The sequence below is a fragment of the Nitriliruptor sp. genome (assembly GCF_040882075.1).
In the GTDB taxonomy this organism is placed as follows: domain Bacteria; phylum Actinomycetota; class Nitriliruptoria; order Nitriliruptorales; family Nitriliruptoraceae; genus Nitriliruptor.
Genome location: NZ_JBBEBZ010000072.1, coordinates 6140 through 32180, shown reverse-complemented (window position 1 = coordinate 32180; position 26041 = coordinate 6140). Strand labels below are relative to the sequence as shown.

General features: G+C 72.9%; 22 protein-coding genes. 16 read left to right on the top strand and 6 right to left on the bottom strand.

Annotation, left to right across the window (positions count from 1 at the left end; translation table 11 throughout):
• Together WEB03_RS03655 and WEB03_RS03650 are read right to left on the bottom strand one after the other, a co-directional pair.
• Positions 1–509: potassium channel family protein (locus WEB03_RS03655; RefSeq protein ID WP_368069613.1), on the bottom strand; the 509-nt coding region annotated here is incomplete at its 3' end.
• A gap of 5 nt (positions 510–514) precedes the next feature.
• Positions 515–1768: a magnesium transporter gene (locus tag WEB03_RS03650; protein WP_368069612.1), complete on the bottom strand. Its 1254-nt coding sequence runs from the start codon at positions 1766–1768 to the stop codon at positions 515–517.
• Positions 1769–1909: 141 nt separating this feature from the next.
• Here WEB03_RS03650 and WEB03_RS03645 point away from each other — a divergent pair, with 141 nt between their 5' ends.
• Positions 1910–3730 (top strand): acyl-CoA dehydrogenase, encoded by a 1821-nt coding sequence (locus WEB03_RS03645; RefSeq protein WP_368069611.1) that lies wholly within the window; start codon positions 1910–1912, stop codon positions 3728–3730.
• Here WEB03_RS03645 and WEB03_RS03640 read toward each other — a convergent pair.
• Positions 3727–4440 (bottom strand): hypothetical protein, encoded by a 714-nt coding sequence (locus WEB03_RS03640; RefSeq protein WP_368069610.1) that lies wholly within the window; start codon positions 4438–4440, stop codon positions 3727–3729. The genes WEB03_RS03645 and WEB03_RS03640 overlap by 4 nt on opposite strands.
• Before the next feature lie 201 nt (positions 4441–4641).
• On the opposite strand from WEB03_RS03640, the gene WEB03_RS03635 reads away from it, so the two are divergent.
• Genes WEB03_RS03635 through WEB03_RS03590 form a run of 10 tightly spaced genes read left to right on the top strand, consistent with a single transcriptional unit; the run spans position 4642 to position 15712 of the window.
• Positions 4642–5967, top strand: coding sequence for an LCP family protein (locus WEB03_RS03635; RefSeq protein ID WP_368069609.1), 1326 nt, complete (start codon positions 4642–4644; stop codon positions 5965–5967).
• 8 nt (positions 5968–5975) lie between these two features.
• Positions 5976–7343: an LCP family protein gene (locus WEB03_RS03630; protein ID WP_368069616.1), complete on the top strand. Its 1368-nt coding sequence runs from the start codon at positions 5976–5978 to the stop codon at positions 7341–7343.
• Positions 7340–8413, top strand: a complete 1074-nt coding sequence (locus tag WEB03_RS03625) for a glucose-1-phosphate thymidylyltransferase (protein ID WP_368069608.1) — start codon at positions 7340–7342, stop codon at positions 8411–8413. The genes WEB03_RS03630 and WEB03_RS03625 overlap by 4 nt, the downstream gene beginning before the upstream one ends.
• Positions 8413–9417 (top strand): dTDP-glucose 4,6-dehydratase, encoded by a 1005-nt coding sequence (gene rfbB / locus WEB03_RS03620; RefSeq protein WP_368069615.1) that lies wholly within the window; start codon positions 8413–8415, stop codon positions 9415–9417. Before WEB03_RS03625 ends, rfbB begins: the two co-directional genes overlap by 1 nt.
• Positions 9414–10319 carry a dTDP-4-dehydrorhamnose reductase gene (gene rfbD, locus WEB03_RS03615; protein WP_368069607.1) on the top strand — a complete coding sequence of 302 codons (906 nt, stop codon included), beginning with the start codon at positions 9414–9416 and terminating at the stop codon, positions 10317–10319. Before rfbB ends, rfbD begins: the two co-directional genes overlap by 4 nt.
• Positions 10316–11182, top strand: coding sequence for a glycosyltransferase family 2 protein (locus tag WEB03_RS03610; RefSeq protein ID WP_368069606.1), 867 nt, complete (start codon positions 10316–10318; stop codon positions 11180–11182). The genes rfbD and WEB03_RS03610 overlap by 4 nt, the downstream gene beginning before the upstream one ends.
• Before the next feature lie 39 nt (positions 11183–11221).
• Positions 11222–12319, top strand: a complete 1098-nt coding sequence (locus WEB03_RS03605; RefSeq protein ID WP_368069605.1) for a sugar phosphate nucleotidyltransferase — start codon at positions 11222–11224, stop codon at positions 12317–12319.
• 34 nt (positions 12320–12353) lie between these two features.
• A complete protein-coding gene (locus tag WEB03_RS03600; protein ID WP_368069604.1) occupies positions 12354–13265 on the top strand; it encodes an ABC transporter permease in 912 nt (303 codons plus the stop codon).
• Between the two features lies 1 nt (position 13266).
• The gene (locus WEB03_RS03595) at positions 13267–14610 is read left to right on the top strand and encodes an ABC transporter ATP-binding protein (RefSeq protein WP_368069603.1); all 1344 of its coding nucleotides are present in this window, start codon (positions 13267–13269) and stop codon (positions 14608–14610) included.
• The gene (locus WEB03_RS03590; RefSeq protein WP_368069602.1) at positions 14603–15712 is read left to right on the top strand and encodes a glycosyltransferase family 2 protein; all 1110 of its coding nucleotides are present in this window, start codon (positions 14603–14605) and stop codon (positions 15710–15712) included. The genes WEB03_RS03595 and WEB03_RS03590 overlap by 8 nt, the downstream gene beginning before the upstream one ends.
• A 52-nt stretch (positions 15713–15764) precedes the next feature.
• On the opposite strand, the gene WEB03_RS03585 is transcribed toward WEB03_RS03590, so the two are convergent.
• From WEB03_RS03585 to cofD, 3 genes are all read right to left on the bottom strand, one after another.
• Positions 15765–16682 carry a DUF3105 domain-containing protein gene (locus WEB03_RS03585; RefSeq protein WP_368069601.1) on the bottom strand — a complete coding sequence of 306 codons (918 nt, stop codon included), beginning with the start codon at positions 16680–16682 and terminating at the stop codon, positions 15765–15767.
• Between the two features lie 108 nt (positions 16683–16790).
• The gene (locus WEB03_RS03580; RefSeq protein WP_368069600.1) at positions 16791–18149 is read right to left on the bottom strand and encodes a coenzyme F420-0:L-glutamate ligase; all 1359 of its coding nucleotides are present in this window, start codon (positions 18147–18149) and stop codon (positions 16791–16793) included.
• On the bottom strand, positions 18146–19117 hold the full coding sequence (gene cofD / locus WEB03_RS03575) for a 2-phospho-L-lactate transferase (RefSeq protein WP_368069599.1): 972 nt from the start codon (positions 19115–19117) through the stop codon (positions 18146–18148). Before cofD ends, WEB03_RS03580 begins: the two co-directional genes overlap by 4 nt.
• A 129-nt stretch (positions 19118–19246) precedes the next feature.
• Here cofD and WEB03_RS03570 point away from each other — a divergent pair, with 129 nt between their 5' ends.
• The 5 genes from WEB03_RS03570 to WEB03_RS03550 all read left to right on the top strand — a co-directional run.
• On the top strand, positions 19247–21484 hold the full coding sequence (locus WEB03_RS03570) for a thiamine pyrophosphate-dependent enzyme (RefSeq protein ID WP_368069598.1): 2238 nt from the start codon (positions 19247–19249) through the stop codon (positions 21482–21484).
• Between the two features lie 127 nt (positions 21485–21611).
• On the top strand, positions 21612–24254 hold the full coding sequence (locus WEB03_RS03565; RefSeq protein ID WP_368069597.1) for a bifunctional FO biosynthesis protein CofGH: 2643 nt from the start codon (positions 21612–21614) through the stop codon (positions 24252–24254).
• A gap of 100 nt (positions 24255–24354) precedes the next feature.
• Positions 24355–24963: an ECF RNA polymerase sigma factor SigK gene (gene sigK / locus WEB03_RS03560; RefSeq protein ID WP_368069596.1), complete on the top strand. Its 609-nt coding sequence runs from the start codon at positions 24355–24357 to the stop codon at positions 24961–24963.
• A gap of 246 nt (positions 24964–25209) precedes the next feature.
• Positions 25210–25416 carry a WhiB family transcriptional regulator gene (locus tag WEB03_RS03555; protein WP_368069614.1) on the top strand — a complete coding sequence of 69 codons (207 nt, stop codon included), beginning with the start codon at positions 25210–25212 and terminating at the stop codon, positions 25414–25416.
• Positions 25417–25694: 278 nt separating this feature from the next.
• Positions 25695–26041, top strand: a 347-nt coding sequence (locus tag WEB03_RS03550) for a glycosyltransferase family 2 protein (protein WP_368069595.1), incomplete at its 3' end; no start/stop codon positions are given.

Sequence of the window (26041 nt, the reverse complement as noted above, 5' to 3'; positions counted from 1 at the left end):
AGCACGTCGTCGGGAGCCGGCCCGTACATCCAGTCGACGTCCCGCCGGATGGCGATGACCCACATCCCCGTGCGGGCTGGCAGCTCGAGCTCGCGCAGCGACGCGGACTCGAGCTGGTTGTCCTCGCGGATCTTCACCCGGGCGGTGACCTCGGTGGCGTGACGGAGGTCGTCGCGCAGCTCGGTCGGGATGCCGAGATCCTTGAGCACGACCCGGGCGATGTCCTCAGCCGCGTCCGCGATGCCCTCGATCGAGACCGCCATCGACAGCACACCGGCGAGCTGGTCGGCGTCCTCGAAGGTCCGCGTCGCGATCATGCACACCGCACGCAGTTCGACGAGGGTCTCGTCGACGATGTCCTCGAGCCGCAGGACCTCCCGCGCGATCGCTTCGTCACCGAAGAAGATCGCCGCGTAGGCGAGGTCGACCATCAGCTCGGCCGCGTCCTTCGCGCCGACGAGTAGATCCTTGACCGTCCGACGGTCCTGGCCAGCCCCACGTCGTTTCATCAATGTCAACCCACCTGCAGGATGGCGATGGCGCCGACCAGGCACAGGATGCCGAGCAGGTCCATCGCAGCGGTCACGATCGGGATCCCGTGGTTGTCGGGGTCCAGGCCGTAGCGGAACGAGGTCACGGCCGCGGCGTACGCCACGACCAGGATGAGAGCGGTGGCGAACAGGCCGGCGAGCCCGGCGACGGCCAGCAGCTGCCAGGGCGGACCCGGGGCCAACCCCGCCAGCACCGCGCCAGCCCACCCGATGATGCCGACGCCCGTGAAGCCGACCAGCGCGAGCAGCCCGGTGAGGGAGAAGTCCAGGCGTGCAGCTCGGCCGGGGAACCGGCGCGGCTCCACCGACCCGATGTGCAGCTTGCTCGCGAGCCGGCTCGAGAGGATGCCGCCGAGCGACCCGCAGTTGGCGATGAACGGCGGGATCAGGACGAGGACGGCCGGGAGGGCGAGCAGCTGCTCTGCGCGCGTCTCGAGGACGGTACCCGCCAGCACGCTGACCACCGTGGCGATGGTCAGCACGACGAGCGACTCGCGGATGATCCGACGCGTGTGCCCATCGGCGTGGCGCCACCCCGCCACGATCGCGCCGACCCCCGCCAGGATGCCGAGGACACCGAGCAGGATCGGCACCACCGGGAGGTGGAGCAGCAGCGTCGCACCGATGAGCGCGGGCAGACCGACGAGGTCGCCGGCGGCGGTGATCATCGGCGCGCCGACGTCGTCGACGTCCCACCCCCGGCGGTCCGCCTGACGGGTGAGCACCACCGCAGCACCTGCCATGACCACCGAGGAGACGATCGCGCCGACGAGGGACACGGTGGTCAGCTGGAGCAGGTCGATCGACGGCAGGCCGAGCATCGCGCTGGCGACCCAGGCGACCACCGCGATCAGCAGGGCCGTGGCCACGCTCAGGTACGTGGCGCTCTCGAGCTGGCGACCGAGGAAACTCTCACGTCGCAGCTCCGGCGTGAACTGACCCGTCATCATGCCGGTGCCGAGCCGCGCGGTCAGAGCCCCGAAGATCGCCCCGCGGACGCCGATGGCGGCCGGGATGAGCACGAGGAGGCCGGGGAAGCGCTCGAGCGGTCCCCGTGCGGACCCGAGCACGAGCCCCGCCACGAGCGTGGCCGCGAGGCCGATGCTGAGCGCCACCGTGCCGGCCCGGATGCTCCGAGCTTCCTGGGCCCAGTACCCACGCACCTCGGCGACGGGCAGCCCGAGGGTGCGACCGATGGCCAGCAGGGGCCCGGGCACTCTCACGCCGAGGTGGCGACGACGTTGCGTCACGTCGCCCCCCTGCGTCGGTCGCTGCCCCGGCGTCGCACGGGCAGTTCGGTCGCCCGAGCCTAGTGTTGCCACCGGAGCCGTCCGTGGGCGTTCGGTACGCTCGGCCATATGACCGATTACACCGCCCCAGTCCGTGACATCCGCTTCGTGCTCGAGCACGTGACGCCGCTCGCGGAGCTCACCGCGCTCGACGCGTACTCGCACGCGGATCCCGATCTCGTGTACGGGCTGCTCGAGGAGGCCGGCCGGTTCTCGTCCCAGGCGATCGCGCCGACCAACCGCGACGGCGACACGGAAGGCGCTCGTGTCGAGGGCGACGAGGTGATCCTCCCGGGCTCGTTCAAGCGGGTCTACGACCAGTACGTCGAGGCGGGGTGGGGCACGCTCCAGCACCCGACCGAGTTCGGCGGTGGCGGCTTCCCGCTGGTGGTCGCCAACGCGGTCAAGGAGACCATCAACTCGGCCAACCTCGCGTTCTCGCTCGGCCCGCTGCTGACCACCGGTGCGGTCTACCTGCTCACCCACCACGGGTCCGACGAGCAGCAGCAGACCTACCTGCCGAAGATGGTCACCGGCGAGTGGTCGGGGACGATGAACCTGACCGAGCCGCAGGCCGGTTCGGACGTCGGCGCGGTGACCACCAAGGCGGTCCCGAACGACGACGGGACCTACGCGATCACCGGCCAGAAGATCTACATCACCTTCGGCGAGCACCAGCTCACCGACAACATCATCCACCTCGTGCTGGCCCGGCTCCCCGACGCGCCTCCCGGCACCAAGGGGATCTCGCTGTTCATCGTCCCGAAGTTCCTCGTGAACGAGGACGGCTCGCTCGGCGAGCGCAACGACGTCAAGGTCGTCTCGGTCGAGCACAAGCTCGGCATCCACGCATCGCCGACCTGTGTCATGGCGTACGGCGACGACGGTGACGGCGCGATCGGCTACCTCGTCGGTGAGCCGAACACCGGCATGCGCGGCATGTTCACGATGATGAACGACGCACGGCTCGGCGTCGGTATCCAGGGGCTGGCCATCGCCGAGCGCGCCTACCAGCAGGCGCTGGCCTACTCCCAGGAGCGCCGCCAGGGCCGTGGCCCGACCTCGGAACCGGGCGAGCAGTCACCGATCATCGAACACGCCGACGTCCGCCGCATGCTGCTCACCCAGAAGGCGTACATCGAGGCGATGCGGGCCCTGTGCTACCTCAACGGCCACGCGCTCGACCTCGCGCACGCCAGCGCCGACCCGGTGGTTCGCGAGCAGCAGCAGAAGCTCGCCGACCTGCTCACCCCGCTGTCGAAGGCCTGGTGCACGGACCTCGGCGTCGAGCTGACCTCGCTGGCGCTGCAGATCCACGGTGGGATGGGTTACGTCGAGGAGACCGGCGTCGCCCAGCACTACCGCGACGCCCGCATCGCGCCGATCTACGAGGGCACCAACGGCATCCAGGCGCTCGACCTGGTCGGCCGCAAGCTCCCCTACGACGGCGGCGCCTTCGTCAAGTCGTTCCTCGCGGACCTGGCGACCTTCCCCGACGAGCTGCCCGAGAGCCTGTCGTCGATCGCCTCGCACCTGCGGGACGCCGTCCAGCAGCTCGAGCAGGTCACGGACTGGATCTTCGAGCACCGCGAGCAGCCGAACGACGTGTTCGCGGGGGCCACGCCGTACCTGCGGATCTTCGCGACCGTGGTCGGCGGCTGGCTGCTGGCGACGGGCGCGAAGGCCGCGCGCGAACAGCTCGACGCCGGCGCGGGCGACGGTTCGGGTGCGACCCACGTGTGGGACGACGACTTCCTCGAGGCCAAGATCGTCACGGCCCGGTTCTACGCCGAACAGCTGCTGCCGCAGGTCGCCGGTCTGGCCGGCGCGGTGACGGCCGGTGCTGACGACCTGTACGCGCTCAGCCCCGAGCAGCTGGCCTCGCGCTAGTCGAGCCAGGTGGTGACGCGGTCGCTGGCGGCTGCGTCGCGGTCCGTGCCCGCGAGCACGACGGTGGGGCGGCGGACGGCGATGGGTCGTGCCGCGACGGCCAGGACCGCGCGCGTCCCGGTGACGGTGGCGGCGTCCACGCCGAGCGTGCCGCGTCGGTCGCCGAGCGCGGCAGCGTCGGCGAGCAGCTCACGCTGGTCGAACCGCCGGGGACCGTCGACGAGCGCGATCAGCTCGGCACCGGCGCGAGGAGGCGGTGGGGCGTCGGGGAACGCCTGCACCGCGACCGCCCACGGTTCGCCCCCGGTCGTGGCGAGAGGTGCTCCGTCGACCGCGGGCCCGGTCCACAGCACGTCGGTGGCGGACGCCGGAGCGGGGCGACCCTCCTCGACGACGGCCACCTCGGCGTCACCATCGAGCACGACCGCGATCCCGGCCCACCAGGCGGCCAGACACACGGCGGCGAGCGTCCACCCCGCCGGCACGTCCACCCGCAGCCGGTTCCCGGGTCCGAGCCCCAGATCCGCCTCGAGCAGGTGCGCCCCCTTGGCCGCCCACTGGGCCAGCGTCGCCACGCCCTGCTCGTCGCGGCGCGACGGGCGTAGGACGGTGACGGCGGGGCGGAAACCGAGCTGGTCGGTGGCCGACCGCAACCCCGACGCGACGTCGGTCGGTACGGCAGCGGGGTCGGGAGGAGGGACCAGCTGCACGTGTTCCTCGCCGGGTCGGGGGTCCGAGGGCAGCTCGCGGGGCGGTCACCGAGGGTCGTCACCGACCGTGCGCGCGACCCTCGATGCTACCGTGGCGGCTTCCGTGCCCCGTCGCGCGCCGACCTCTCCGGCGCGCAGCCGCCGCCGCCCACCGGCGGGCTGTAGGACCGGGACGCCCACGCCCCGAGGTGCAAACGCGCCGTGACCGGCTCCCGATCGCTGACGTTCTCGACCTCCCGACGTTCCACGCGACGTCAGGGGGTCCGGATCGTCGTGTGGGTCCTCGCGGCGCTCCTGGCCGCGCTGGTCGTGCTCGCGCTCACCGCCGGGCTGCTGTGGACCTACGCCTGGGCACAGCTCGGTGGCACCGAGCTGCCATCGCTGGCTGCCACCGGTGACGGCGCGCTCGGCGCCGGCGGTGCGACCTCGCCGCCGGGGACCACCACGGTGCTCGTCGCCCTCACCGCGCCGACCGCGGACGGCGATGACGCTGCCGAAGCGGCCGGGACCGGACCCGAGCTCGCGGGCCCCGTCGCGCTCGTCCAGGTGGGGGGCGTGCGGGATCGTGACGCGGCCGTGATCCTGCTGCCGCCCGAGCTCCCGGTCACCGTCGAGGGCGAGGCGCCGATGCCGCTCGGCCAGGTGCACGCCGACGGGGGCGTCGACCTGCTGCTCCGCACCGTCGTCGATTACAGCGAGGTCGACGTCGACCACGTCGTGACGGCGGCGACCGACGCGCTCCCGCGGTTGGTCGACCTCCTCGGCCCCGTCGAGATCTGCGACGACACCTGCCGCACCGTCGGCCGAGCGGACGTCGAGGCAACGATCGCCGCCTTCACCGCGACCGGTGCGCCATCACCCGACGTCGCGGCCGCGACGCTCGAGATCGCGTCGGTCCTCGGTGCGCTCGGTGCGACCATCGATCCGGCCTCCCTGATCACCTCGCCGTTCGCGACGCGATCCGCGATCGAACTCATCGGCGACGACGTCACGACGGATGCCAACCTGCGCGGCGCCGCGCTGCTGCCCCTCGGTGAGCGGTTGGCCGCGGTCGGGGACGTCGCGGTCGTCACCCTGCCCGCTGTCACGAACCCCGACAGCGGGCAGCTCGTGGTCCTCCCCGAGCAGGCGGCGACCCGCTTCGCGCTGCTCCGGGAGGGTGGGGTGCCGACGAAGACCGATGAGGACGACGCCGCCGCCTTGCTGGCCGCCGCGACCGTGTCGGTCCAGAACGGGACCGGCACGGCGGGCTACGCGGCCTCGCTCGAGACCCAGCTCGCGGCGCTCGGCGTCCGCGTCGTCGGCACGGAGAACGCCGCGAGCTTCGACGTGGAACGCACGCAGGTCCGGTTCGAAGCCACCGATCCGGCTGCCGAGGCCGCGGCGGTGCTCCTCGCCGCCGAGCTCGGTGACGCCGAGCTGGTGCCGACCGACCGGGCTCCGAGCTTCGAGGGTGAACCCGTCACCGTCCAGGTGATCGGTGGGGCCGACCTGGACTCGGGTGCGCCCGACGGATCGGAGGCCTGACCGTGCTCATGGGAGGCGACCCCGGACCGTGGGGACCGACCGTCGCGGGTGGTGTCGCGCACCGCACGCTGCGTCGTCTGCTCGTCGCGCTCGGCGTCCTGTCGCTCGTGGCGATCGCCGGTGCTGGCACCACGGCCTACCTGGTCTACCGCGAGGCGGAGGCCAACCTCACACGCGTCCCGGTGGATTCGCTCGAGACCACCGGATCACCGTCGGACGCCCGTCACTTCCTGCTCGTCGGATCCGACGATCGGTCGGGGTTGTCGCGCGAGGAGCAGCGCGAGCTCACCCTCGGATCCGACGAGGAGTTCGGCGGACAACGCAGCGACACCATGATGTACGTGCGGGTCAGCGCCGACCGGTCGCAGGTGGCGATCATCTCGATCCCACGCGACCTCATCGTCCGTCGCGACGACGGGGGTCAGGGCAAGCTGACCGACCAGTTCGCTGGCGGCCCGGAGCGCGTGGTCGAAGCGCTCGGCCGCACCTACGGGCTGCCGGTCAACCACTACGCTCAGGTCTCGCTCGGCGGCTTCATCGACGTCGTCGAGACGCTCGGCGGCGTGACCATCGAGCTCGAGGAACCGCTCGTCGACCGCAAGTCCGGTGCGGAGTTCACCGAACCCGGTACCTACGAGATGAACGCCGTCGAGGCCCTGTCGTACGTGCGCTCACGGATCGGGTCGGACTACGCCCGCATCGCCCGCCAGCAGAGCTTCATCCGGGCGGTCCTCGGGGAGCTGACCGAGACCGGCAACCTGACCAACCCCGCGCAGCTGCTGCGGCTGGTGGAGGACATCACCTCCCACCTCACCACCGACGAGCGGCTCGGGGTCCAAGAGATGCGGTACCTCGCCACCGACCTGCGCGAGAGCGTGGCGGCCGGGGTGCCGATGACGACCTTCCCGTCCTACAGCGTCGAGCTGCCGTCGAGCCCGGGACTGCCCGGTGGCTTCTACGTGCTGCCCTACGAGCCCGGCGCCCGCGCGCTGGCTGACGCCATCGCGTCGGGCGAGCCACTGCCGGAGACCGCCACGCGGGACGATGCGGCCGACGTCGCCGTGGCCATGGTTCCCGGTGACAACCGACGGGCGGCCGGCAACGTGCTCGGACCCACCCTCGTCTACGCCAACTACGACGTGAGCACCTGGTCATCGGCGCCCACCTTCCTCCGGGTGGGGACGACGACGGTCGTCTACGCACGCCCCGGGCGGCTGCAGCAGGCCGAGCACGTCGCGGCGCTGCTCGGGGCCCCGTTGCGCAACCTCCCGACGGGCGCCGAGGTGCCCGAGGGCACCGACGTCATCGTCGCGGTGGGCGCCGACGCCGGGGGGACCGACGGCTCGACGAACTCGACGGGGCAGGGGACCCCGTGAAGGGCCTCGTGCTCGCCGGCGGGTCGGGCACGCGACTGCGCCCGATCACCTTCACCTCGGCCAAGCAGTTGGTCCCGGTCGCCAACAAGCCGATCCTGTTCTACGGGCTCGAACAGCTGCGGGACGCCGGGGTGGTGGACGTCGGCATCGTCGTCGGCGACACCGCGGCCGACATCGAGGCCGCGGTCGGGGACGGGTCTGCCTTCGGGCTCCAGGTGACCTACCTGCGCCAAGAGGCACCGCTCGGCCTGGCTCACGCGGTCCTGACGGCCGCGGACTTCCTCGGTGACGACGACTTCGTGATGTTCCTCGGCGACAACCTCATCGAGGGCGGTCTCGGTGACCTGGTGGCCGCCTTCGAACGCGACCGTCCCGCTGCGCAGCTGCTGCTCAAGCGCGTGCCCGACCCGGACCGCTTCGGCGTCGCCGTGCTGGGCGCCGATGGGACCATCGAGCGGCTCGTGGAGAAGCCCGCGGACCCACCGTCGGACCTCGCGCTCGTCGGGGTCTACCTGTTCACCTCGGCGATCGTCGACGCGTCGCGCCGCATCGTCCCGTCGGCGCGGGGCGAGCTCGAGATCACCGACGCCATCCAGCGGCTGGTCGACGACGGCCTGCCGGTACGTGCGTCGCAGGTCTCCGGTTGGTGGCTCGACACCGGGAAGAAGGACGAGCTGCTCGATGCGAACCGGGTGGTGCTCAGCACCGTGATCCGGCGCGTCGAGGGTGAGGTCGATGCGGCGTCGACCATCACCGGTGAGGTCGTGATCGAGGCCGGCGCCGTGGTCGCGGGTTCGGTCGTGCGCGGACCCGCCGTCATCGCGGCGGGCACACGGATCGTGGACAGCTACGTCGGTCCGTTCACCTCCATCGACCGAGGTTGCGTCGTCGAACGTTCCGAGGTGGAGTTCAGCGTGCTCATGCCGGGCTGTCACCTGCGGGACGTGCGCCGGCTCGAGGGGTCACTGCTCGGTCGTGACGTACGTGTCGTTCGGGGGACCCGGCGTCCGTCCGCGCACCGGCTGCTGCTCGGCGATCACAGCGACGTCGAGCTCGCGGAGGGCTCGTGATGCGCCTGCTCGTCACCGGTGGGGCGGGGTTCATCGGCTCGAACTTCGCGCGATGGGTCCTGACCAACCAGCCCGACGTGCGCCTCACCAACCTCGACGCCCTGACCTACGCCGGGAACCTCGCCTCCCTGGCGGACGTCGAGGACCACCCGCGGTACCGGTTCGTGCGAGGGGACGTGTGCGATCCCGCGTTGGTCGGCGAACTGGTCGCGGATGCGGACGCGGTCGTCCACTTCGCTGCGGAGTCCCACGTGGACCGGTCGATCGACGATCCGGCGGCGTTCCTGCGCACGAACGTGACCGGCGCCGGCGTGGTGTTCGACGCCTGCCGCCGGGCCGAGGTCGACCGCGTGCTGCACATCTCGACCGACGAGGTGTACGGCTCCGTCGAGGCGCCGGGCCGCTTCGGCGAGGGCGATGCGCTCGAGCCGAACTCCCCGTACGCGGCGTCCAAGGCGGCCGCCGACCTCCTGGCCCGCTCGTACGGCGTGACCTACGGCTACCCCATCACGGTGACGCGCTCGGCGAACAACTTCGGGCCCTTCCACCTCCCCGAGAAGATGATCCCGCTGTTCGTGACCAACCTGCTCGATGGGCGGAAGGTCCCCCTGTACGGCGACGGCGGCAACGTCCGGGACTGGACCTACGTGCTGGACAACGTGGTCGCGCAGTGGCTCGTGCTGACCGAGGGCGTGCCGGGCGAGGTCTACAACGTCGGCGCTGGCAACGAGCTGACCAACCGTGCTCTCACGGGTCGCCTGCTCGACCGGCTCGGCCACGGTGAGGACATGATCGAGCACGTCGCGGATCGACCCGGGCACGACCGGCGGTACGCGATCGACACCTCCAAGGTCGCAGCGCTCGGGTGGCACCCCGCGTCCGACCTCGACGAGGCGCTCGATGCGACGGTCGCTTGGTACCGCGCGAACGAGGCGTGGTGGCGACCGCTGAAGGATGGCGGTCTCTCCGCCCGGCGTGGGACGTCCCCGAGCGGAGGTCGGTGACCGTGCGACTCCTCGTCACCGGGGCTGGGGGCCAGCTCGCCAGCGACCTCGTCGAGGTCTGCGACGCGGACGAGGTCACGGCGCTGTCCCACGCCGAGCTCGACGTCAGCGACGAGGCGTCGGTCCACGCGGCCGTCCGCGAGCTGCGTCCCCACGTCGTGTGCAACACCGCGGCGTGGACCGACGTCGACGGCTGCGAGGCCGACCCGGACCGGGCGCACGCGGTCAACGCGCTCGGCCCGTGGTGGTTGGCGCGGGTGTGCCGTGACGTCGGTGCGACGCTCGTGCACCTCTCCACCGACTACGTCTTCGACGGGAGCGCCCCGCTCGACGGGACGGGGTCGCCCCGCCCCTGGGAGGAGACCGACCCGGTCGCACCCCGCAGCGTGTACGGACGCAGCAAGGTGGCGGGCGAGCAGCTCGTGCGCGACACGCTGCCCGACCACGTGATCGTGCGCACGGCCTGGCTCGCCGGTGCGCACGGGTCCAACTTCGTGGCCACCATGCTCCGGATCGGCCGAGAACGTGGGACGGCCACGGTCGTGGACGACCAGGTGGGCTCCCCGACCTTCACCGCTGACCTCGCGCCGGCCCTGCGCCACCTCGCCGTCGCGGGGCGGGCCGGGACCTACCACGTCGTCAACGCCGGACGGGCGTCGTGGTACGACCTGGCTGCTGCAGCCTTCGAGCTGGCGGGGCTCGAGGTGGATCTGACCCCCCAGCCGTCCTCCGAGCTGGACCGACCCGCGCCGCGCCCGGCGTGGTCCGTGCTCGGCACGCGGCACGCGCGGCTCGCGGGGGTCCCCCCGCTGCCCGACTGGCGCGACGGTCTGACGCGGCTGCTCGGTGAGCTCGGTGAGCTCGGTGATCTCGGCGAGTCCGCGACCTCGGCGCCGTCGTGACCGAACCCTCCGTCGCCGTGGTGGTGGTCACCCATCAGACCCGCGACGAGGTGCTCGGGTGTCTGGAGACGCTGCCCATCGACCTGCCGATCGTCGTCGTCGATACGGGTTCCACCGATGGCACCGCGGACGCGGTCCGCGTCGCCCACCCGCACGTCCGGGTGCTGGAGCTCGCGAACGCCGGGTTCGGACGGGGCGCCAACGCCGGCGTCCGGGCCACGACCAGCGACGTGGTGGTCGTCGCCAACGCGGACGTGCGGTTCGCCCCGGGCGGACCTGCTGCGCTCGCGGTAGCCGTGTCGGCGGGTGACCGGATCGCTCTCGTCGGGCCCCGCGTCACCTACCCGGACGGTCGCCGTCAGGCGTCGGCACGCGCCCTGCCCGACCCGGCGACCGCCGTCATGCACGCGCTGCTCCGGTGGGTCGCCCCGGCCAACCGGTGGTCGGTCCGCTACCGCCAGACCGACACCGACCCCGCCGCGGCACGCGACGTCGGGTGGGTCTCGGGCTGCGCGCTGGCGGTCCGGCGGACGACCTTCGACGCGGTCGACGGGTTCGATCCCGGCTACCCGCTCTACCTCGAGGACGTCGACCTCGCCGCCCGGCTCGGGGACGCGGGGTGGCGGGTGCGCTACGACCCGGTGACCGAGGTCGTCCACCGCGTCGGTGCCTCGACCGGTGCTCGTCGGTGGCGCTCGCTGGTGTGGCACGCCCGCGGTCTCGACCGGTTCGTGAGCCGTCGCTACGGTGCGCCCGCCCGAGCTCTCCGGCCGCTCACGCGGGTCGCCCTGGCTGCCTGGGTCGCGGTGACCTACCTCGCCGAGCGCACCGTCGGGCGAGGTCGCAGCACCACCGCCGAGTGAGCCGCTCGCGTCCCACCGCACCGCGACCCTGGAGTTCCCGTGACCGTCCGTGAGGCCTGCATCGTGGCCGGCGGCGCCGGCACCCGGCTCCGACCGCTCACCGCGACGACCCCGAAGCCGCTGCTGCCGTTCTGCGGCGTGCCGTTCCTGGCCGGGGTGATCGAGCGGCTCGCCGCCGTCGGTGTCGAACGCGTCCTGCTGGTGGTGGGCGCGGACCCGACCCCCTTCGAGGTCCTGCGACCCGGAGCGGAGCGGCTCGGCATCGCGATCGAGACCGTCCCCGAGCCCGGACCGCTGGACACCGCGGGCGGGGTCCGATCGGCGCTCGATCGCGTCTCCGGCACGTTCCTGGTGCTGAACGGCGACATCCTCACCGACGTCCCGCTGCGCGAGGCGATCGCGGCGCACGCCGCCGCCGAGGCTGATGCGACGATCGTCCTGACCCGCGTCGACGACACCTCGAGCTTCGGGGTCTGCGTCCGCGATGGCTCGCGCATCACCGCGTTCGTCGAGAAGCCGGCGCCCGGCACGCTCCCGGGCCAGGACGCGGTCAACGCGGGGACCTACGTGCTCGAACCGGCCGCGTTGGAGCGCTTCCCCGAGGGGCGGCTGTCGTTCGAGCGCCAGGTCTTCCCCGGCCTGGTCGAGGCGGGCGGACACGTCGAGGGCCACGTCAGCGACGCCGTCTGGGCCGATCTCGGCACGCCGGACCGGTACCTGGCCGGACACCGACTGGCGCTCGACGGGCGGCTGGCGTGGCCGCCGCTCGACGCGATCACCGACCGGGGCGACGGTGTCCGGGTGGCACCGGGCGCCGACGTCGCATCCGGCGCCACCCTGATCGGGCCGGTGCTCGTGCGTCCCGGCGCGCACGTCGCGGCCGGCGCCACCGTCGGTCCCTACGTCGTCCTCAGCGATCGGAGCGTGGTCTCCGCCGAGGCTGTGGTGCGCGACAGCGTCCTCGGTACCGACGTCGTGCTCGGCGACGGGGTGGTCGCGCACGGCCTCCTGGCCGGCCCGGGTGCGCGCGTGGCGTCGGGTACCGTCCTCGGCCGCGACGTCGTCCTCGGCGACGGGGTCGCGGTGGAACCCGGCGACGCCGTCCCCGACGGGGCGCGCATCCCGGGTGTCACCTGAGGGTGGCTGTCGGCGAGCGGGACAGGAGCGGCAGGTGGCGGTGGACGCACCGCTGACGGGTGCCGCCGCAGGGCGTGGTGCCCTCCGCACCTCGAGCAGGAAGCTCGGGGAGCTCTGGCGCGCCCGCGAGCTGCTCGGGCAGCTCGTGCGCAAGGAGCTGAAGGTCCGCTACAAGAACTCGAGTCTCGGGTTCCTGTGGTCGATGCTGACGCCCGCGCTGATGACGGTGGTGTTCAGCATCGTCTTCACCCGCATCGTGCGCGTCCCCGTGGACGACTTCGCGGCGTTCTTCCTCGCCGGGTACCTGCTGTGGCAGTTCTTCCAGAACTCCTGCCAGGGTGCCATCCACTCGGTGGTCGGCAACGGTGACCTCGTCAAGAAGGTCTACTTCCCGCGCGAGGTGCTGCCGCTGTCCCACGTGCTCAGCCAGCTCGCCCACCTCCTGCTCGCGCTGCTCGTGGTCAGCCCCTACCTGATCGCGACCCGTGGCTGGGGGCTGCTGGTCCACCTGCCGGCGACGTTGCTGGCGATCGCGTTGCTCACCGTGTTCACCTCCGGTGTCGCCATGCTGCTCGCCGGCGTCAACGTGGTGTTCCGCGACCTCCAGGAGCTGTTCGTCGTCCTCTACCTGGTCTGGTTCTACGCGACGCCGGTGCTCTACCCGATGGCCCTCGTCGAGGCGGAACTCGCCGGCGACCCCCTGTCGTGGGTCGGCACCATCCTGCTCATCAACCCGATGACGTGGTTCGTCGAGGCCTTCCGCACGCCGCTCTACGGTGCGGTCGTCGTGTCGTCGTCGGACGCGGCCCACCCGGTGGTGAGCATGCTGCCGACCTGGCCGTCGCTCGGGAACGTCGCGGTGATGGTCCTGTGGGCGCTCGGTGCGCTGATCGTCGGGTACGTCGTCTTCCTGCGTCGCGCGCGGACCTTCGCCAAGGAGGTCTGACGTGCCCGATCGTGACCCGCGCCTCCGGCCACCTCCCGCGGTCGCCGGCATCCGTGAACGCTTCGCCGGTGCGGTCGACCCCTCGCGGCCCGCCATCGTGGTCGACGGGGTCACCGAGACCTTCCGGCTGTTCCACGAACGCCCGAGCGGGCTCAAGGAACGCCTCGCCCGCATGCGACGCTCCAGCTTCACCGACTTCAACGCCCTCGAGGACGTGTCGTTCACGGTCAACCACGGGGAATCCCTGGCCGTGATCGGCCACAACGGCAGCGGGAAGTCGACCCTGCTCAAGATCCTCGCCCGGATCCTGCCGCCCGACGAGGGGGTCGCGATCACCAACGGCCGGGTCGCGTCGCTGCTCGAGCTCGGGGCGGGGTTCCACGGTGATCTGTCCGGTCGCGAGAACATCTACCTCAACGGCGCCATCCTCGGCCTGTCGCGGTCCGAGATCGATGAACGCTTCGACGAGATCGTCGACGTCGCCGGTATCCGGCCGCTGTTGGACACCGCGGTGCGTACCTACTCCTCGGGGCTCTACGTGCGGCTCGGCTTCGCGATCGCGGTGACCGTCGATCCCGACATCCTCCTCGTCGACGAGGTGCTCGCCGTCGGGGACGCCGAGTTCCAGAAGCGGAGCCTGGACCGCATGAAGCGCTTCCGGGAGGAGGGCAAGACCTTCGTCCTCGTCAGCCACGACCTCGACGCCGTCCGCGAGATGTGCGACCGGACCATCGTGCTCGACCGAGGTCGCGTCGCGTTCGACGGCAACGTCAGCGAGGGCGTCGAGCTGTACCGCCAGCGCGTCGCGTCGGCCAGCGCGCCCACGGTCGCGTCGCGGACCTCCCGCCGCGTGCGGGTCGAGGAGGCCACCCTCCTCGACGCCGACGGATCGCCGGTGCTCGAGGCCGCCCCCTCGAGCGGCATGACGCTCCGGGTGCGGATCCGCGCCCTCGAGGAGATCGAGACCTGCGGGCTCGGGATCACGGTCACGCGTGGTGACGGCACCCACCTTTACGAGCTGCACACCACCTGGCAGGGGATCGGCATCGGGCCGCTCGGCGTCGAGCAGGAGGCGACCGTCGACGTCCGGTTCGCGGCCCGGCTCCTCGCCGGTCACTACACGATCTCGGTGTCGATCACCGACGCCACGGCCCGCGAGACCTGGGCGGTGTCCGCGGACGCCGCGCGCTTCGCGATCCGGCCCGCCCCGGGTGGCGCTGGTCTGGTCGACCTCGGGGGTTCCGCCGCCGTCACCGAGGGTCCCGTCCGTCGCCTCGGTGACGCGACCACGACCGGACCGATCCCGCTCGCCCGCATCGAACGTCGCCGCCGTAGCGGTGCCTGATCCCCAGGCTCCGACCGCCGACGTGGCGGTGCCCGTCCGACGGGTGGCCGCGATCGTCGTGAGCTGGCGGCAGGTCGACCAGCTCGCCGCCTGTCTCGAGGCGCTCGAGGCGCAGCGCCACCCGCAGTTCGAGGTCGTCGTCGTCGAGAACGCCTCCGGGGACGGCAGCCTCGAGGTGCTCCGGGCGGCCGCATCCCGGGACCGGCGGCACCCGCTGACGATCGTCGCCAACCCGAGCAACCGGGGCTTCTCGGGGGGTGTGCACGACGGTCTGGCCGCGGCCCGCCCGGCGGATGCGGTGTGGCTGGTCAACGTCGACGCGATCCCGGCGCCCGACCACCTCGAACGGCTCGTCGCCGTGCTCGCGAGCGACCCGGCCTGCGCTGCCGTGCAGGGTCAGCTCGTACGGTCGCAGGTCGGCCCCGACGGCACCGAGGTGTTGGACTCGACGGGTGTCGAGGCGACCCGCGCCAGGCTCTTCCGCGACCGGGACGAGGGGCGACCCGTCGCGAGCTCCGCCCGGGAGGCGGGGGAGGTGTTCGGCGTGACCGGTGCGTGCGCCCTGTACCGCTCGACCGCGCTGGAGCAGGTGCGCTGGCGGGACGGGTCGATCCTGACCGGGGAGCTGTTCGCCTACTTCGAGGACGTCGACCTCGCGTGGCGCCTGCAGCGCTTCGGGTGGACGTGCCGGTACGAACCGCGCGCGCTCGCCACCCACGAACGGGGCGGCGCGGGACCGCGTCGGAGCGCGTTCGTCGAGGAGCTCAACGCGGCGAACCGGTTGCTGGTGCTCGCCACGCACGACCGCTGGCGCACGCTCGGCCGCTCGTCTCCGCTGGTCGTGGTCACGACGGTGCTGAAGTGGGCCGAGCTGGCGTTGAGCGTCCCGTCGGCGTGGCTCCCGGCCCTGCGGAGGACGATCCGCGGCTGGCGTGCCGCCCGGGCGCGGCGCGACGAGCTCGACCAGCGTGCTCCCGTGGCCGCGACCGACGTGGTCGCGCGCTGGTTCGGACCGTTCCGGTGGCGACCGTGGGTCGCCACGTGGTGGCGGCGCATCCGCGGTCGCGCACCGGGGGTCGCTGGCGGGGGGCGTCCTCGCTGAGACGCACGGGACCCCGCCGACCTGCGGCGGGGTCCCGGGTGACGCGGACGGGTCAGCTGTCGGTGTCGTCCTCGGACTCGAGCTCGTCGGTGGCGTCCTCGACGCTCTCCTCGCCGACCTCGTCCTCGAGCTCGTCCTTGGAGGCGGTGTCCGGCTCGTCGCCCTCGATCGGGGCCTCCTCCTCGGTGGTGTCGTCCACCTCGGCGTCGCTGAAGTCGAGGGCCTCCTCCGGGTAGGGCGCGAAGGTCCGTTCCGGGCCGATCCCGCGGGTGCCGAAGTTGCGGGCGACGAACGCGTTGGCGACGTCCTCGTCGAAGGTGTCGCAGTCCATCGCGGTGCCCCAGGCGCGGAACGCGACCGGCTTGCCCGAGGTGATCTCGCCGCCGTACGGCGCGGACAGGACCGCCGCGCCGGACAGCTCCGAGCGGTTCCCGAAGCCGTTGGCGTTCAGGGTCGCGGCCCAGTCGTCGATCTGGCCACCGTCGACGTCGCCGTCCTCGGCGTGCCAGACGATGATCGCCCCGTGCTCGAGGTTGTGGGTGCTCGACCGCTCGTCGATCGGGCGCGAGTACCCGTCCGGAGCGACCGGGGTGACCTGCACGTTGTGCGGGCCCGAGTGGGTCGGCCGCACGTCGGTGTAGATCGCGTCCGCTTCCGGCGCGGCGGCGGCCTCGAAGTGGAACCGGTCCGGCAGCGGTTCACGTTCGACGATGACCTCGCAGCCGGCAGCGGCCTGGGCCTCCTCCGCAGCTTCGGCGCTGACCAGGATGGCCTCGTCGAGGTTGCGGGGGTCGGGGCGGAAGGCCTGGAAGGCCAGCAGACCGACCAGGGCGACGACCACGACCGTGATGGCGCCGTTGCGCAGCTGGGCCTTCTTGGCCTTCTGGGCGGCCTCGGCTTCCTTGCGCTTGCGCTCATCACGGGACGCCGCGCGGCGTTCCTTGTTGGTCAGACGTTCGCGCTCAGCCACGGGGAGACCTCATCGTTGGTGCACACACGGGAGGCGGCAGCGTACCGACGGCTGGCCCGGCACCCGTCGGCACCCGTCGGCGGGCGGGTCCGGCGGCGAGGTCGTGCCTCAGCGTTCGACCAGCAGGTGGTCGGTGTCGACCGGCTCACGGGGTGGTGGCGAGGTGGCCGGGTAGCCGACGGCGAGCATGCCGGTCGGCACCCAGGTGTCGGGCAGGGCGAGCTCCGCGCGCACCGTGTCGACGCAGAAGACGGTCGAGGAGATCCACGCGCTACCGAGCCCGTGCGCGGCCAGGACGACCTGCAGGTTCTGCAGCGCGGCGCCTCCCGACAGCAGGAACAGGTCCCGCTCGGCCGCGGCGCGTCGCTCATCCGGGTAGTGGTGAGCGCCGTCGAGCACGACCCCGGGGAGCAGCAGCTCGGGAGCGACGCGGAGCACCGCATCCGACCGTGTGATCCGCCGTTCGATGCGGTCACCGTCGAGCCCGTCCCCGGCGAGGTCCGCGCGCCACCGTTCGGCCATCGCGTCGAGCAACCGGGTCCGCGTCTCCGGCCGCAGCCGTAGGAACCGCCACGGACGCGTGTGGTGGGGGGCGGGGGCCGTGGCAGCGGCCGCGACCGCGGCACGCAGGGCCGTGGGTGGGACCGGCCGGTCGGGATCGAAGCGGCGGACCGTCCGGCGAGCACCGACCGCGGACTCCGCGGCCGTCGGGCCGCCGGACCGGAACAGGTCCTGCTCGGGCGGCCGCACGAGGTCCCGTCCGGTGCCGTGCGGGACGTCCGGGTCCAGCCCGCGGACCACCACGAACGGTGTCCCGCTGGCCTTGGACCGCACGAGGTCGGCGATGCCGGCGACCTCGTCGGCGATCGCCGCCTCGGTGACCTCGAGGACGGCGCCGTCGAGGTCGGTGCTGCCGCGTTCGTCCCGCAGCGCAGCCGTCCCGGCGACGCCGAGCGCGACCTCGGTCTGTCCGAGACGCCAGGGGCGACCGAAGGTGTCGGTGACGATCACGCCGAGTTCGACGCCGAAGCGCGCGGTCAGCTGTCCGCGGAGCCTGTCCGCGGACGCGTCGGGGTCGATCGGCAGGAGCAGGGCTCGGGCCGGGCCGTCGTCGTCCGCGACGTTCGAGGCGTCGATCCCACCGTTGGCGGAGACGAAGCCGTGCCGGGTCTCGATCACGAGCACACCGGGCGTGTCGGCCACGATGCGCACCGCCTCGCGGCGAGCGAGCTCGCGGCGCGCCGCGCGCGGGTCGTCCGCGTCCGGCAGGTCGACGAGCGCCCCCTCGACGAGGCTCACCACCTTCGACGCGACGCAGATGACGTCGCCGTCGCGGAGCTCGACCCCGGCGGCGTCCGCCGCGTCCGCGATCGCCGTGACCAGGTCGTCACCCTCGGTGAAGCGCACCGGGGTCGGCAGTGCGATCGCCTCGAGGTGGCGCCTCGGAGGGGTCGACGGGCCGCTCACGTCGGCTCCTGATCCGCCGCGAGCTCCGCGGCGAGGTCCAGGCACGTGCGTGCGAGCGCAGCGGCGACGTCCGGGTCGTCCATCATCGTGTCGACCGAGCGGGCCCCGATCCCGAGGGCGCGTACCTCCTCGACCTCGCGTTCGTCGCGTCGGTCGAGCACCCAACCGTCGAGGATGCCCCCGGCGGCACGTGCGCCGTAGTGGCGGGCGACCCCGGCGGCCGACACCTCGGCGCCGACGGCGGGCAGGAGCCGGTGTGCCATCCCACGGACGACCGCACCACCGACGATCGGCGAGACGCCGACGACGGGCGCCGGGGTCTGGTGGACGGCCTCCAGCACGCCCGGCACCGCCAGGAGCGTGCCCACCGAGACGACCGGGTTCGACGGGGCGACGATCACCGCGTCCGCGTCGAGCAGGGCCTCGACGACGCCGGGCCCGGCGGTCGCCCGGCTCGCGCCGGACAGCGTCACCGACCCGACCTCCGGTTCGCCCCGTTCACGCACCCAGTACTCCTGGAAGTGCAGGTCCCGACCGTCGGTGGTGTGGACGCGGGTCTCGACCGGATCGTCGGTCGCCGGCAGGAGCTGCACCTCGACACCGAAGGCACGTCGGACCTCGTCGGTGACCACCGACAGCGGGACACCCTCCGCGAGGCGTGCGCTGCGGTGCAGGTGGACCCCGAGATCGCGGTCCCCGAGCGTGAACCACGGGTCGTGGCCGAAGCGGGCGAGCTCGTCGGCGACCACGTGCGTCTCGTCGGCCCGCCCCCACTGCTGGTCTGGGTGGACCACGCCGCCGAGCCAGTAGGTGATCGAGTCGAGGTCGGGGCAGATCCTCAAGCCGAAGCGCGTCAGATCGTCGCCGACGTTGACGATGGCCACGACCTCGTCGGCGGGTACGACGCGCGTGAGGCCACGCAGGAACCGCGCCGCTCCGACCCCGCCCGCCAGCACCGCGTACACCACACCGCTCCTCGTCACTCCACCGTCCGGGGTTCGCCCTCGATCGCTCCGCCCGCGAACCCTACGGCCCGCGTCGGTCCCGCCGGGACGCGCCCGCCACGCCTACGGTGCCCGGTCGGAGGAGGTGGTCGCGTGTCGCTCGATCGCGTCGCAGCCGTCGAGGCCGCGTTGGAGGCGGCCATCGCCGATCCGACGGGACCGGTCGATCCGGCTCCCCGGGCGCTCGACCCGGGGGAGCGTCTGGTCGCGGCCAGCGAGCTCACGGCGGGTCAGGCGCTCGAGCTGTTCGCCGATCAGGTCACCTCGCGCGCGCTCGACGTCGCGGCACGGCGGCTGAAGGCCGAGGGCCACGGCCACTACACGATCGCGAGCGCCGGTCACGAGGACGACGCGGTGCTCGGCGCGCGGCTCCGGGTCACCGATCCGTGCTTCCTGCACTACCGGTCGGGCGGGTTCATGGCCGCGCGCAGCCGTCGGATCCCCGGTGCCGACGTCGTCCGCGACACCCTGCTGAGCCTCACCGCCTCGTCGCAGGACCCCGCCTCCGGAGGCCGCCACAAGGTCTGGGGCAGCGCCGAGGGGTGGGTGGTGCCCCAGACCTCGACGATCGCGTCGCACCTGCCCAAGGCCGTCGGCGCCGCGGTCACCATCGGACGGGCCGCCAGGGTCGGCGTGGAGCTACCGATCCCGGACGACAGCATCGTGGCGTGCTCCTTCGGTGATGCCTCGATCAACCACGCCAGCGCGCTCGCGGGGATCAACGCGGCTCGCTGGGCGCGGCGGCGTGGGAACCCGGTCCCGATCCTGTTCGTCTGCGAGGACAACGGGATCGGCATCTCGGTCGACACCCCACCGCGCTGGATCGCGGAGACCTTCGGCGGGCTGCCGGGGCTCCACTACGTGCGAGCCGCCGGCGAACTGACCGACGTCTGGGAGGCGACCGGTACCGCCATCGACCGGTGTCGTGACCGGCGCGTGCCGGTCCTGCTCCACCTCGAGACCGTCCGCCTGTGGGGCCACGCTGGCAGCGACGTCGAGCTCGCCTACCGGAGCCTGGCACAGGTCGAGGCCGCCGAGGGGCGCGACCCCATCGTGCGCACCGCGAGGCAGCTGGTGGCCACGGGCGCCGCGACCCCGGCGCAGCTGCGCGAGGTGGTGGCCACGGTCCGGGCGCGCGTGGCTGAACTCACCCCGCCGGCCGTCGCAGCACCGCGGCTGACGACGGTCGCCGAGGTGGTCGCGCCGCTCGCGCCGGACGACGAGGTGGCGACCCGTGCCGCCGTGGGCCAGCCGGTCGACCCCGCGACGCGCGCCGACAGCTTCGGGGGCTCGCTGCCCGAGGAGGCCACCGCCCCCGCGCGACGGACCCTGGGCGCACACATCAACGCCGCCCTCCACGACGAGCTGCTGCGGCGGCCCGAGGTGACCGTCTTCGGCGAGGACGTCGGTCGCAAGGGCGGCGTGTACGGCGTGACGCGCGGCCTCCAGGAGCGCTTCGGACCGGCACGGGTCTTCGACACCCTGCTCGACGAGACCACCGTCCTCGGGCTCGCGCAGGGTGCGGGGCTGCTCGGCCAGCTCCCCGTCCCGGAGATCCAGTACCTCGCCTACCTGCACAACGCCCTCGACCAGCTGCGCGGCGAGGCCTGCTCCACCTCGTTCTTCTCGGACGGCCGGTTCCGCACACCCATGGTGGTGCGGATCGCCGGCCTGGCCTACCAGCGTGGCTTCGGGGGCCACTTCCACAACGACGACTCCATCGGGGCGCTCCGGGACATCCCGGGGCTGGTCCTCGCCGTCCCGTCGCGGGGTGACGATGCCGCCCGCATGCTGCGGGGCAGCCTCGCCCTCGCTGCCGCCCACGGACGGGTCGTCGCCTTCCTCGAGCCGATCGCCCTGTACGCCGAACGCGACCTGTACGAGGCGGGCGACGACGGGTGGACCACCCGCTACCCCGACCCGAGCGAGGTGCTGCTGCCCGGTGAGGTCGGCGTCCACCACCCGGACGCGGACGACGTGCTCCTCGTCACCTACGGCAACGGCGTCCGGCTGTCGCTCCGGGCCGCGCGTCAGCTGGCGGACGACCGCATCCGGTGCCGCGTCCTCGATCTGCGGTGGTTGAACCCGTTGCCGACCGCAGCGCTCGAGCGACACGCTGCCGCGTGCGGCGCGGTCGTGGTCGTCGACGAGTGCCGGGCCACCGGCGGAGGCATCGCCGACGCCGTGGTCGCCCACCTCGCGGAAGCCGACGTCCACGGTCCGCTCCGCAGCGTCCGGGCCCACGACAGCTACGTCCCGCTCGGGCCCGCAGCGGACCTGGTCCTCGTCTCCGAGGAGGACGTCGTCGCCGCCGTCCGGGCGTTGCCCTGACGGTCCGATCGGCGCGAGCTCGGCGGGGAGGCTGGCGGGGCCCGGTTGGCGCCCGGCGCCCGGGTCGGGTACGCACCAGGTCACGCCGCGCTGTCGGAGCTCGGGGCGGCACCTCGGAGGAGCATCGATGAGCGAGCGACCGGAGGGGACCACCAGCGTCGCCGGATCCCCGGATGGGCTCGCGCCCGGCCCCGAGGTGCTGGCGCGGCTGCGGCCGCGTGCGCTGCACCGCGCGGAGGAGGGCCGGACCCTCACGCGGGACGAGATCGCGTCCCTGCTGACCTGCCGGCAGGGTGACCTCGACCGGCTGCTGGCCATCGCGTCGGGTGTCCGCGACCGCGCCCCCTGGTACGCCGAGGGTTCGGCGGACCGTCCCGCGGGGTGGGGCCGGACCGCGGACGGCGTGCGACGGATCACCTACTCACGGAAGGTCTTCGTCCCGCTCACCCACCTGTGCCGCGACACCTGTGGGTACTGCACGTTCGCGTGGCCACCGAAGGGCGACGTGCCCGCCTTCTTGTCGCCCGACAAGGTCGTCGACATCGCCCGGCGTGGCCAGGATGCGGGCTGCACCGAGGTCCTGTTCACGCTGGGGGACAAGCCGGAGCTGCGCTACCCCGCCGCCCGGGACTGGTTGGACGCGCGTGGCTACGACACGACGCTCGCCTACGTGCGCGCCGTGGCCATCCAGGTGATCGAGGCGACCGGGCTGCTGCCGCACCTCAACCCCGGCGTGATGTCCTGGACCGAGCTGGCGACCCTGAAGCCGGTCTCGGCGTCGATGGGGCTCATGCTCGAGACGACCTCGAGGCGACTGCTCGAGAAGGGCAACGCCCACTGGAACTCGCCCGACAAGGACCCCGAGGTGCGCCTGCGCACCCTCGAGGACGCCGGACGCCTGTCGGTGCCGTTCACGTCCGGCCTGCTGCTCGGCATCGGCGAGACCCTCCCCGAGCGCGCCGACACGCTGCTCGCGCTCCGTGCCACGCACCGTCGGTACGGGCACCTGCAGGAGGTGATCGTCCAGAACTTCCGGGCCAAGCCGGACACCGCGATGAAGGCCCACCCCGAACCGAGCTTCGAGGATCTGCTGGCCTCGGTGGCCACCGCGCGGGTCGTGCTCGGCCCCACCGTCCACGTGCAGGCACCGCCGAACCTGTCGCCCGGCACGTACGGCGACATCCTCCGGGCCGGCATCGATGACTGGGGCGGCATCTCCCCGGTCACCCCCGACCACGTCAACCCCGAGGCGCCGTGGCCCCACCTCGACGAGTTGGCGCGACGTACCTCGGACCACGGCTTCGAGTTGACCCCTCGTCTGCCGATCTACCCCGAGTGGGCGCGCGAACCGGACCCGTGGCTGGCCGGACGGATGCGTGCGCCGGTGGCGGCCCTCGCGGGCCCCGACGGGCTCGCGCGACCGGACGTGCGCCCGGTCGGTCAGCCGTGGCAGGACCCGGAGGTGGAGGAGACGACGTTCACCGAGGCGATGGCCGCGGTGGTGTCGGGTGACGAGGCCGGCGGCTCGGCGGCGGACGGACGCAACGCCCGGTCGGCGCAGGCCGAGGACGATCTGCACCGGGCCGTGTACGGCGACCTGCACACGATCGCGGACGGGGTGTTGGCCGCGAACGCGCCGCGGGTCGAGGGGCCCGCCCGCAGCGCCATCCGTCCGGAGGTCACGGCGGCGCTCGCGCGGGCGCAGCGCGGGCTGGTGCTCGACGATCGCGACGCCCTGCTGCTGCTCGAGACCACAGGGGTGGAGCTCGAGGCCCTGGCCACCGCCGCGGACGAGGTCCGCGCCGACCGGGTGGGGGACACGGTCACCTACGTGGTGAACCGGAACCTCAACTTCACCAACATCTGTTACACCGGCTGCCGGTTCTGCGCCTTCGCCCAGCGACGCGACGACCCGGACGCCTACAACCTGTCGCTGACCGAGATCGGCGCCCGGGTCGCGGAGGCCGTCGATCTCGGCGCGACCGAGGTGTGCCTGCAGGGTGGGATCCACCCCGACCTGCCCGGCGACTACTACTTCGACGTCATCGACGCGGTCCTGGCGCGCGCGCCAGGTGTCCACGTGCACGCCTTCAGCCCGATGGAGATCGTCAACGGCGCGACCCGGCTCGGTATCTCGGTGCGGGAGTGGCTCGAGGAGGCCAAGCGCCGCGGCCTCGGTTCGATCCCCGGGACCGCGGCCGAGATCCTGGACGACGAGGTCCGTTGGGTGCTGACCAAGGGCAAGCTGCCCGCGGACCAGTGGATCGAGGTGGTGACGACCGCCCACGAGCTGGCGATCCCCTCCTCCTCGACGATGATGTACGGCCACGTCGACGAGCCCCGGCACTGGGTCGCCCACATCAAGCTGCTGCGGACGATCCAGGAGCGCACCGGCGGCTTCACCGAGTTCGTGCCGTTGCCGTTCGTGCACCAGCTCGCGCCGATCTACCTGGCGGGCGTGGCCCGTCCGGGCGCCTCCTTCGAGGACTCCCGTCGCGTCCACGCCGTCGCGCGGCTCCTGCTGCAGGGTGTCATCGACAACGTGCAGCTGTCGTGGGTCAAGCTCGGTCTGGATCGAGCCGCCACGCTGCTGGCCGGGGGCTGTAACGACCTCGGCGGGACGCTGATGGAGGAGACCATCTCGCGCATGGCCGGCGCGGACCACGGCATCGCGCAGACGCCGGAGTCGCTCCGCGCGGTGGCGACCGCCGCCGGCCGCCCGGTGGCCGAGCGCACCACGTTGTACGGCCGCGTTTCCGCCCGCACCTGAACGGGGAGCGCGCGGAACCTCGGCCGAACCTGAACAGAGAGCTTGACGAAACCTAGACAGCATGGTTGGGTTCCCCCACCGGACCTCAACGGAGCGCGTCGTGGCCACCGCCCCCCTGTACCTGCTCGATGCGAGCTCCGTGGCGCGAGCCGCGGACGTCGCCAGCGCGACCAGCGAGCACCTGCTCGTCGCCGCAGCGGGCGGTGACACCGACGCGTTCGCGGCGCTCTACGACCGCGTCACACCCCAGGTGCTCGGCGTCGCGTTGCGTGTCCTCCGTGACCGCTCGATGGCCGAGGAGGTCACCCAGGAGGTCCTCGTCGAGGTGTGGCGGAGGGCGGCACGGTTCGATGCCGAGCGCGGCACGGCGTCGGGATGGATCACCACGTTGGCGCACCGCCGGGCCGTCGACCGGGTGCGCAGCGAGCAGGCCTCCCGCGACCGTGACGAGCGGGTGACGCGTCGCGACGAGGTGCGGCCCTTCGACCACGTCGTCGACGAGGTGCAGGTGCGGCTCGACCACTGGCAGGTCCGGCGTGCCCTGGCCGAGCTGACCGACCGGCAGCGTGAGGCGGTCGAGCTGGCCTACTTCGGCGGCCACACCTACCGCGACGTGGCCCGGGTGCTCGGTATCCCCGAGGGCACCGCCAAGTCCCGGCTCCGCGACGGGCTCCTGCGCCTACGCGCCGCGCTCGAGGACCTGGTCTGACCGGTCCGCCGACCCCACGCCAGCCCCACCGCGACCCCCACCGGTGGGGGTCGTCGGCCGTCCCGACCACAACCCGTGGGAGATACCGCTTGACGTGGGCTCGAGATGGGCCGAGGATGCCAACCGTGTAGTTCCACCGCTGTCGAGCACGGCAGCACCCCGGAGCTCAAGGAGCGGTTGGTGGGAGCGATCATCGCGGAGCTGTCGACGAAGTTGGCCTTCGATGCAGCGGACGAGCGCACCTGGATGCTCGAGGCCAAGTGCCTCGATGCCGACCCGGAGGCCTTCTTCCCCGAGAAGGGCGGCTCCACGCGGGCGGCGAAGCGCATCTGCGGCGTCTGCCCGGTGCGGGGCGAGTGCCTCGACTACGCGCTCACGAACGACGAGCGCTTCGGCATCTGGGGCGGGCTGTCCGAGCGCGAGCGGCGCCGGGCCAAGCGTTTCACCGCCTGAGGCCGACCCGCGTCACCGCCTGACAGGTCATCACACACCCCGTAGGGAGCGCGGACGACCGATCGCCGGATCGCGCGGCCGCTCTCCGGCGCTCGCCGCCTCCCCTGACGCCACGGGGCGGGCAGCCCCGACGTGGTACGGTCCCGCCGCCCGTGGACCGGTCCGCGGACCCCTCGCCACCGGTCCCTCCCACCCCTCGCACGGCCCCCCGACGCCTCCAGCCGGGTCGCGGACCGCCGTGCCGCGACCCGTGCTCCCGCGAGGAGGATCGCGCCCCGGTGCCGGTTCCCGAGCCACCGCTCAGCGACGCCGACGCGTCGCAGGTCCCGCCCGCCGCTCCGGCGGAGGACGCGGCCGCCGCGACGTCGGCGCGCACGCCGTCGTCGACGCCGGTGCTCGCCGTCCTCGTGGCCCACGACGGTGGTCCCTGGCTCGCCGGCACGCTCACCGCGCTCGCGGCCCAGACCCACCCGCACCTCGAGGTGGTGGCCGTCGACAACGGTTCGAACGACGACACGCGGGCGGTCCTCCAGGCCGCGCTCGGCGAGGACCGCGTGCTGGTCGCCGACCGTGACCTCGGTTTCGGTGCGGCCGTCTCGATGGCGCTCGACGCGCGGCCCGTGGA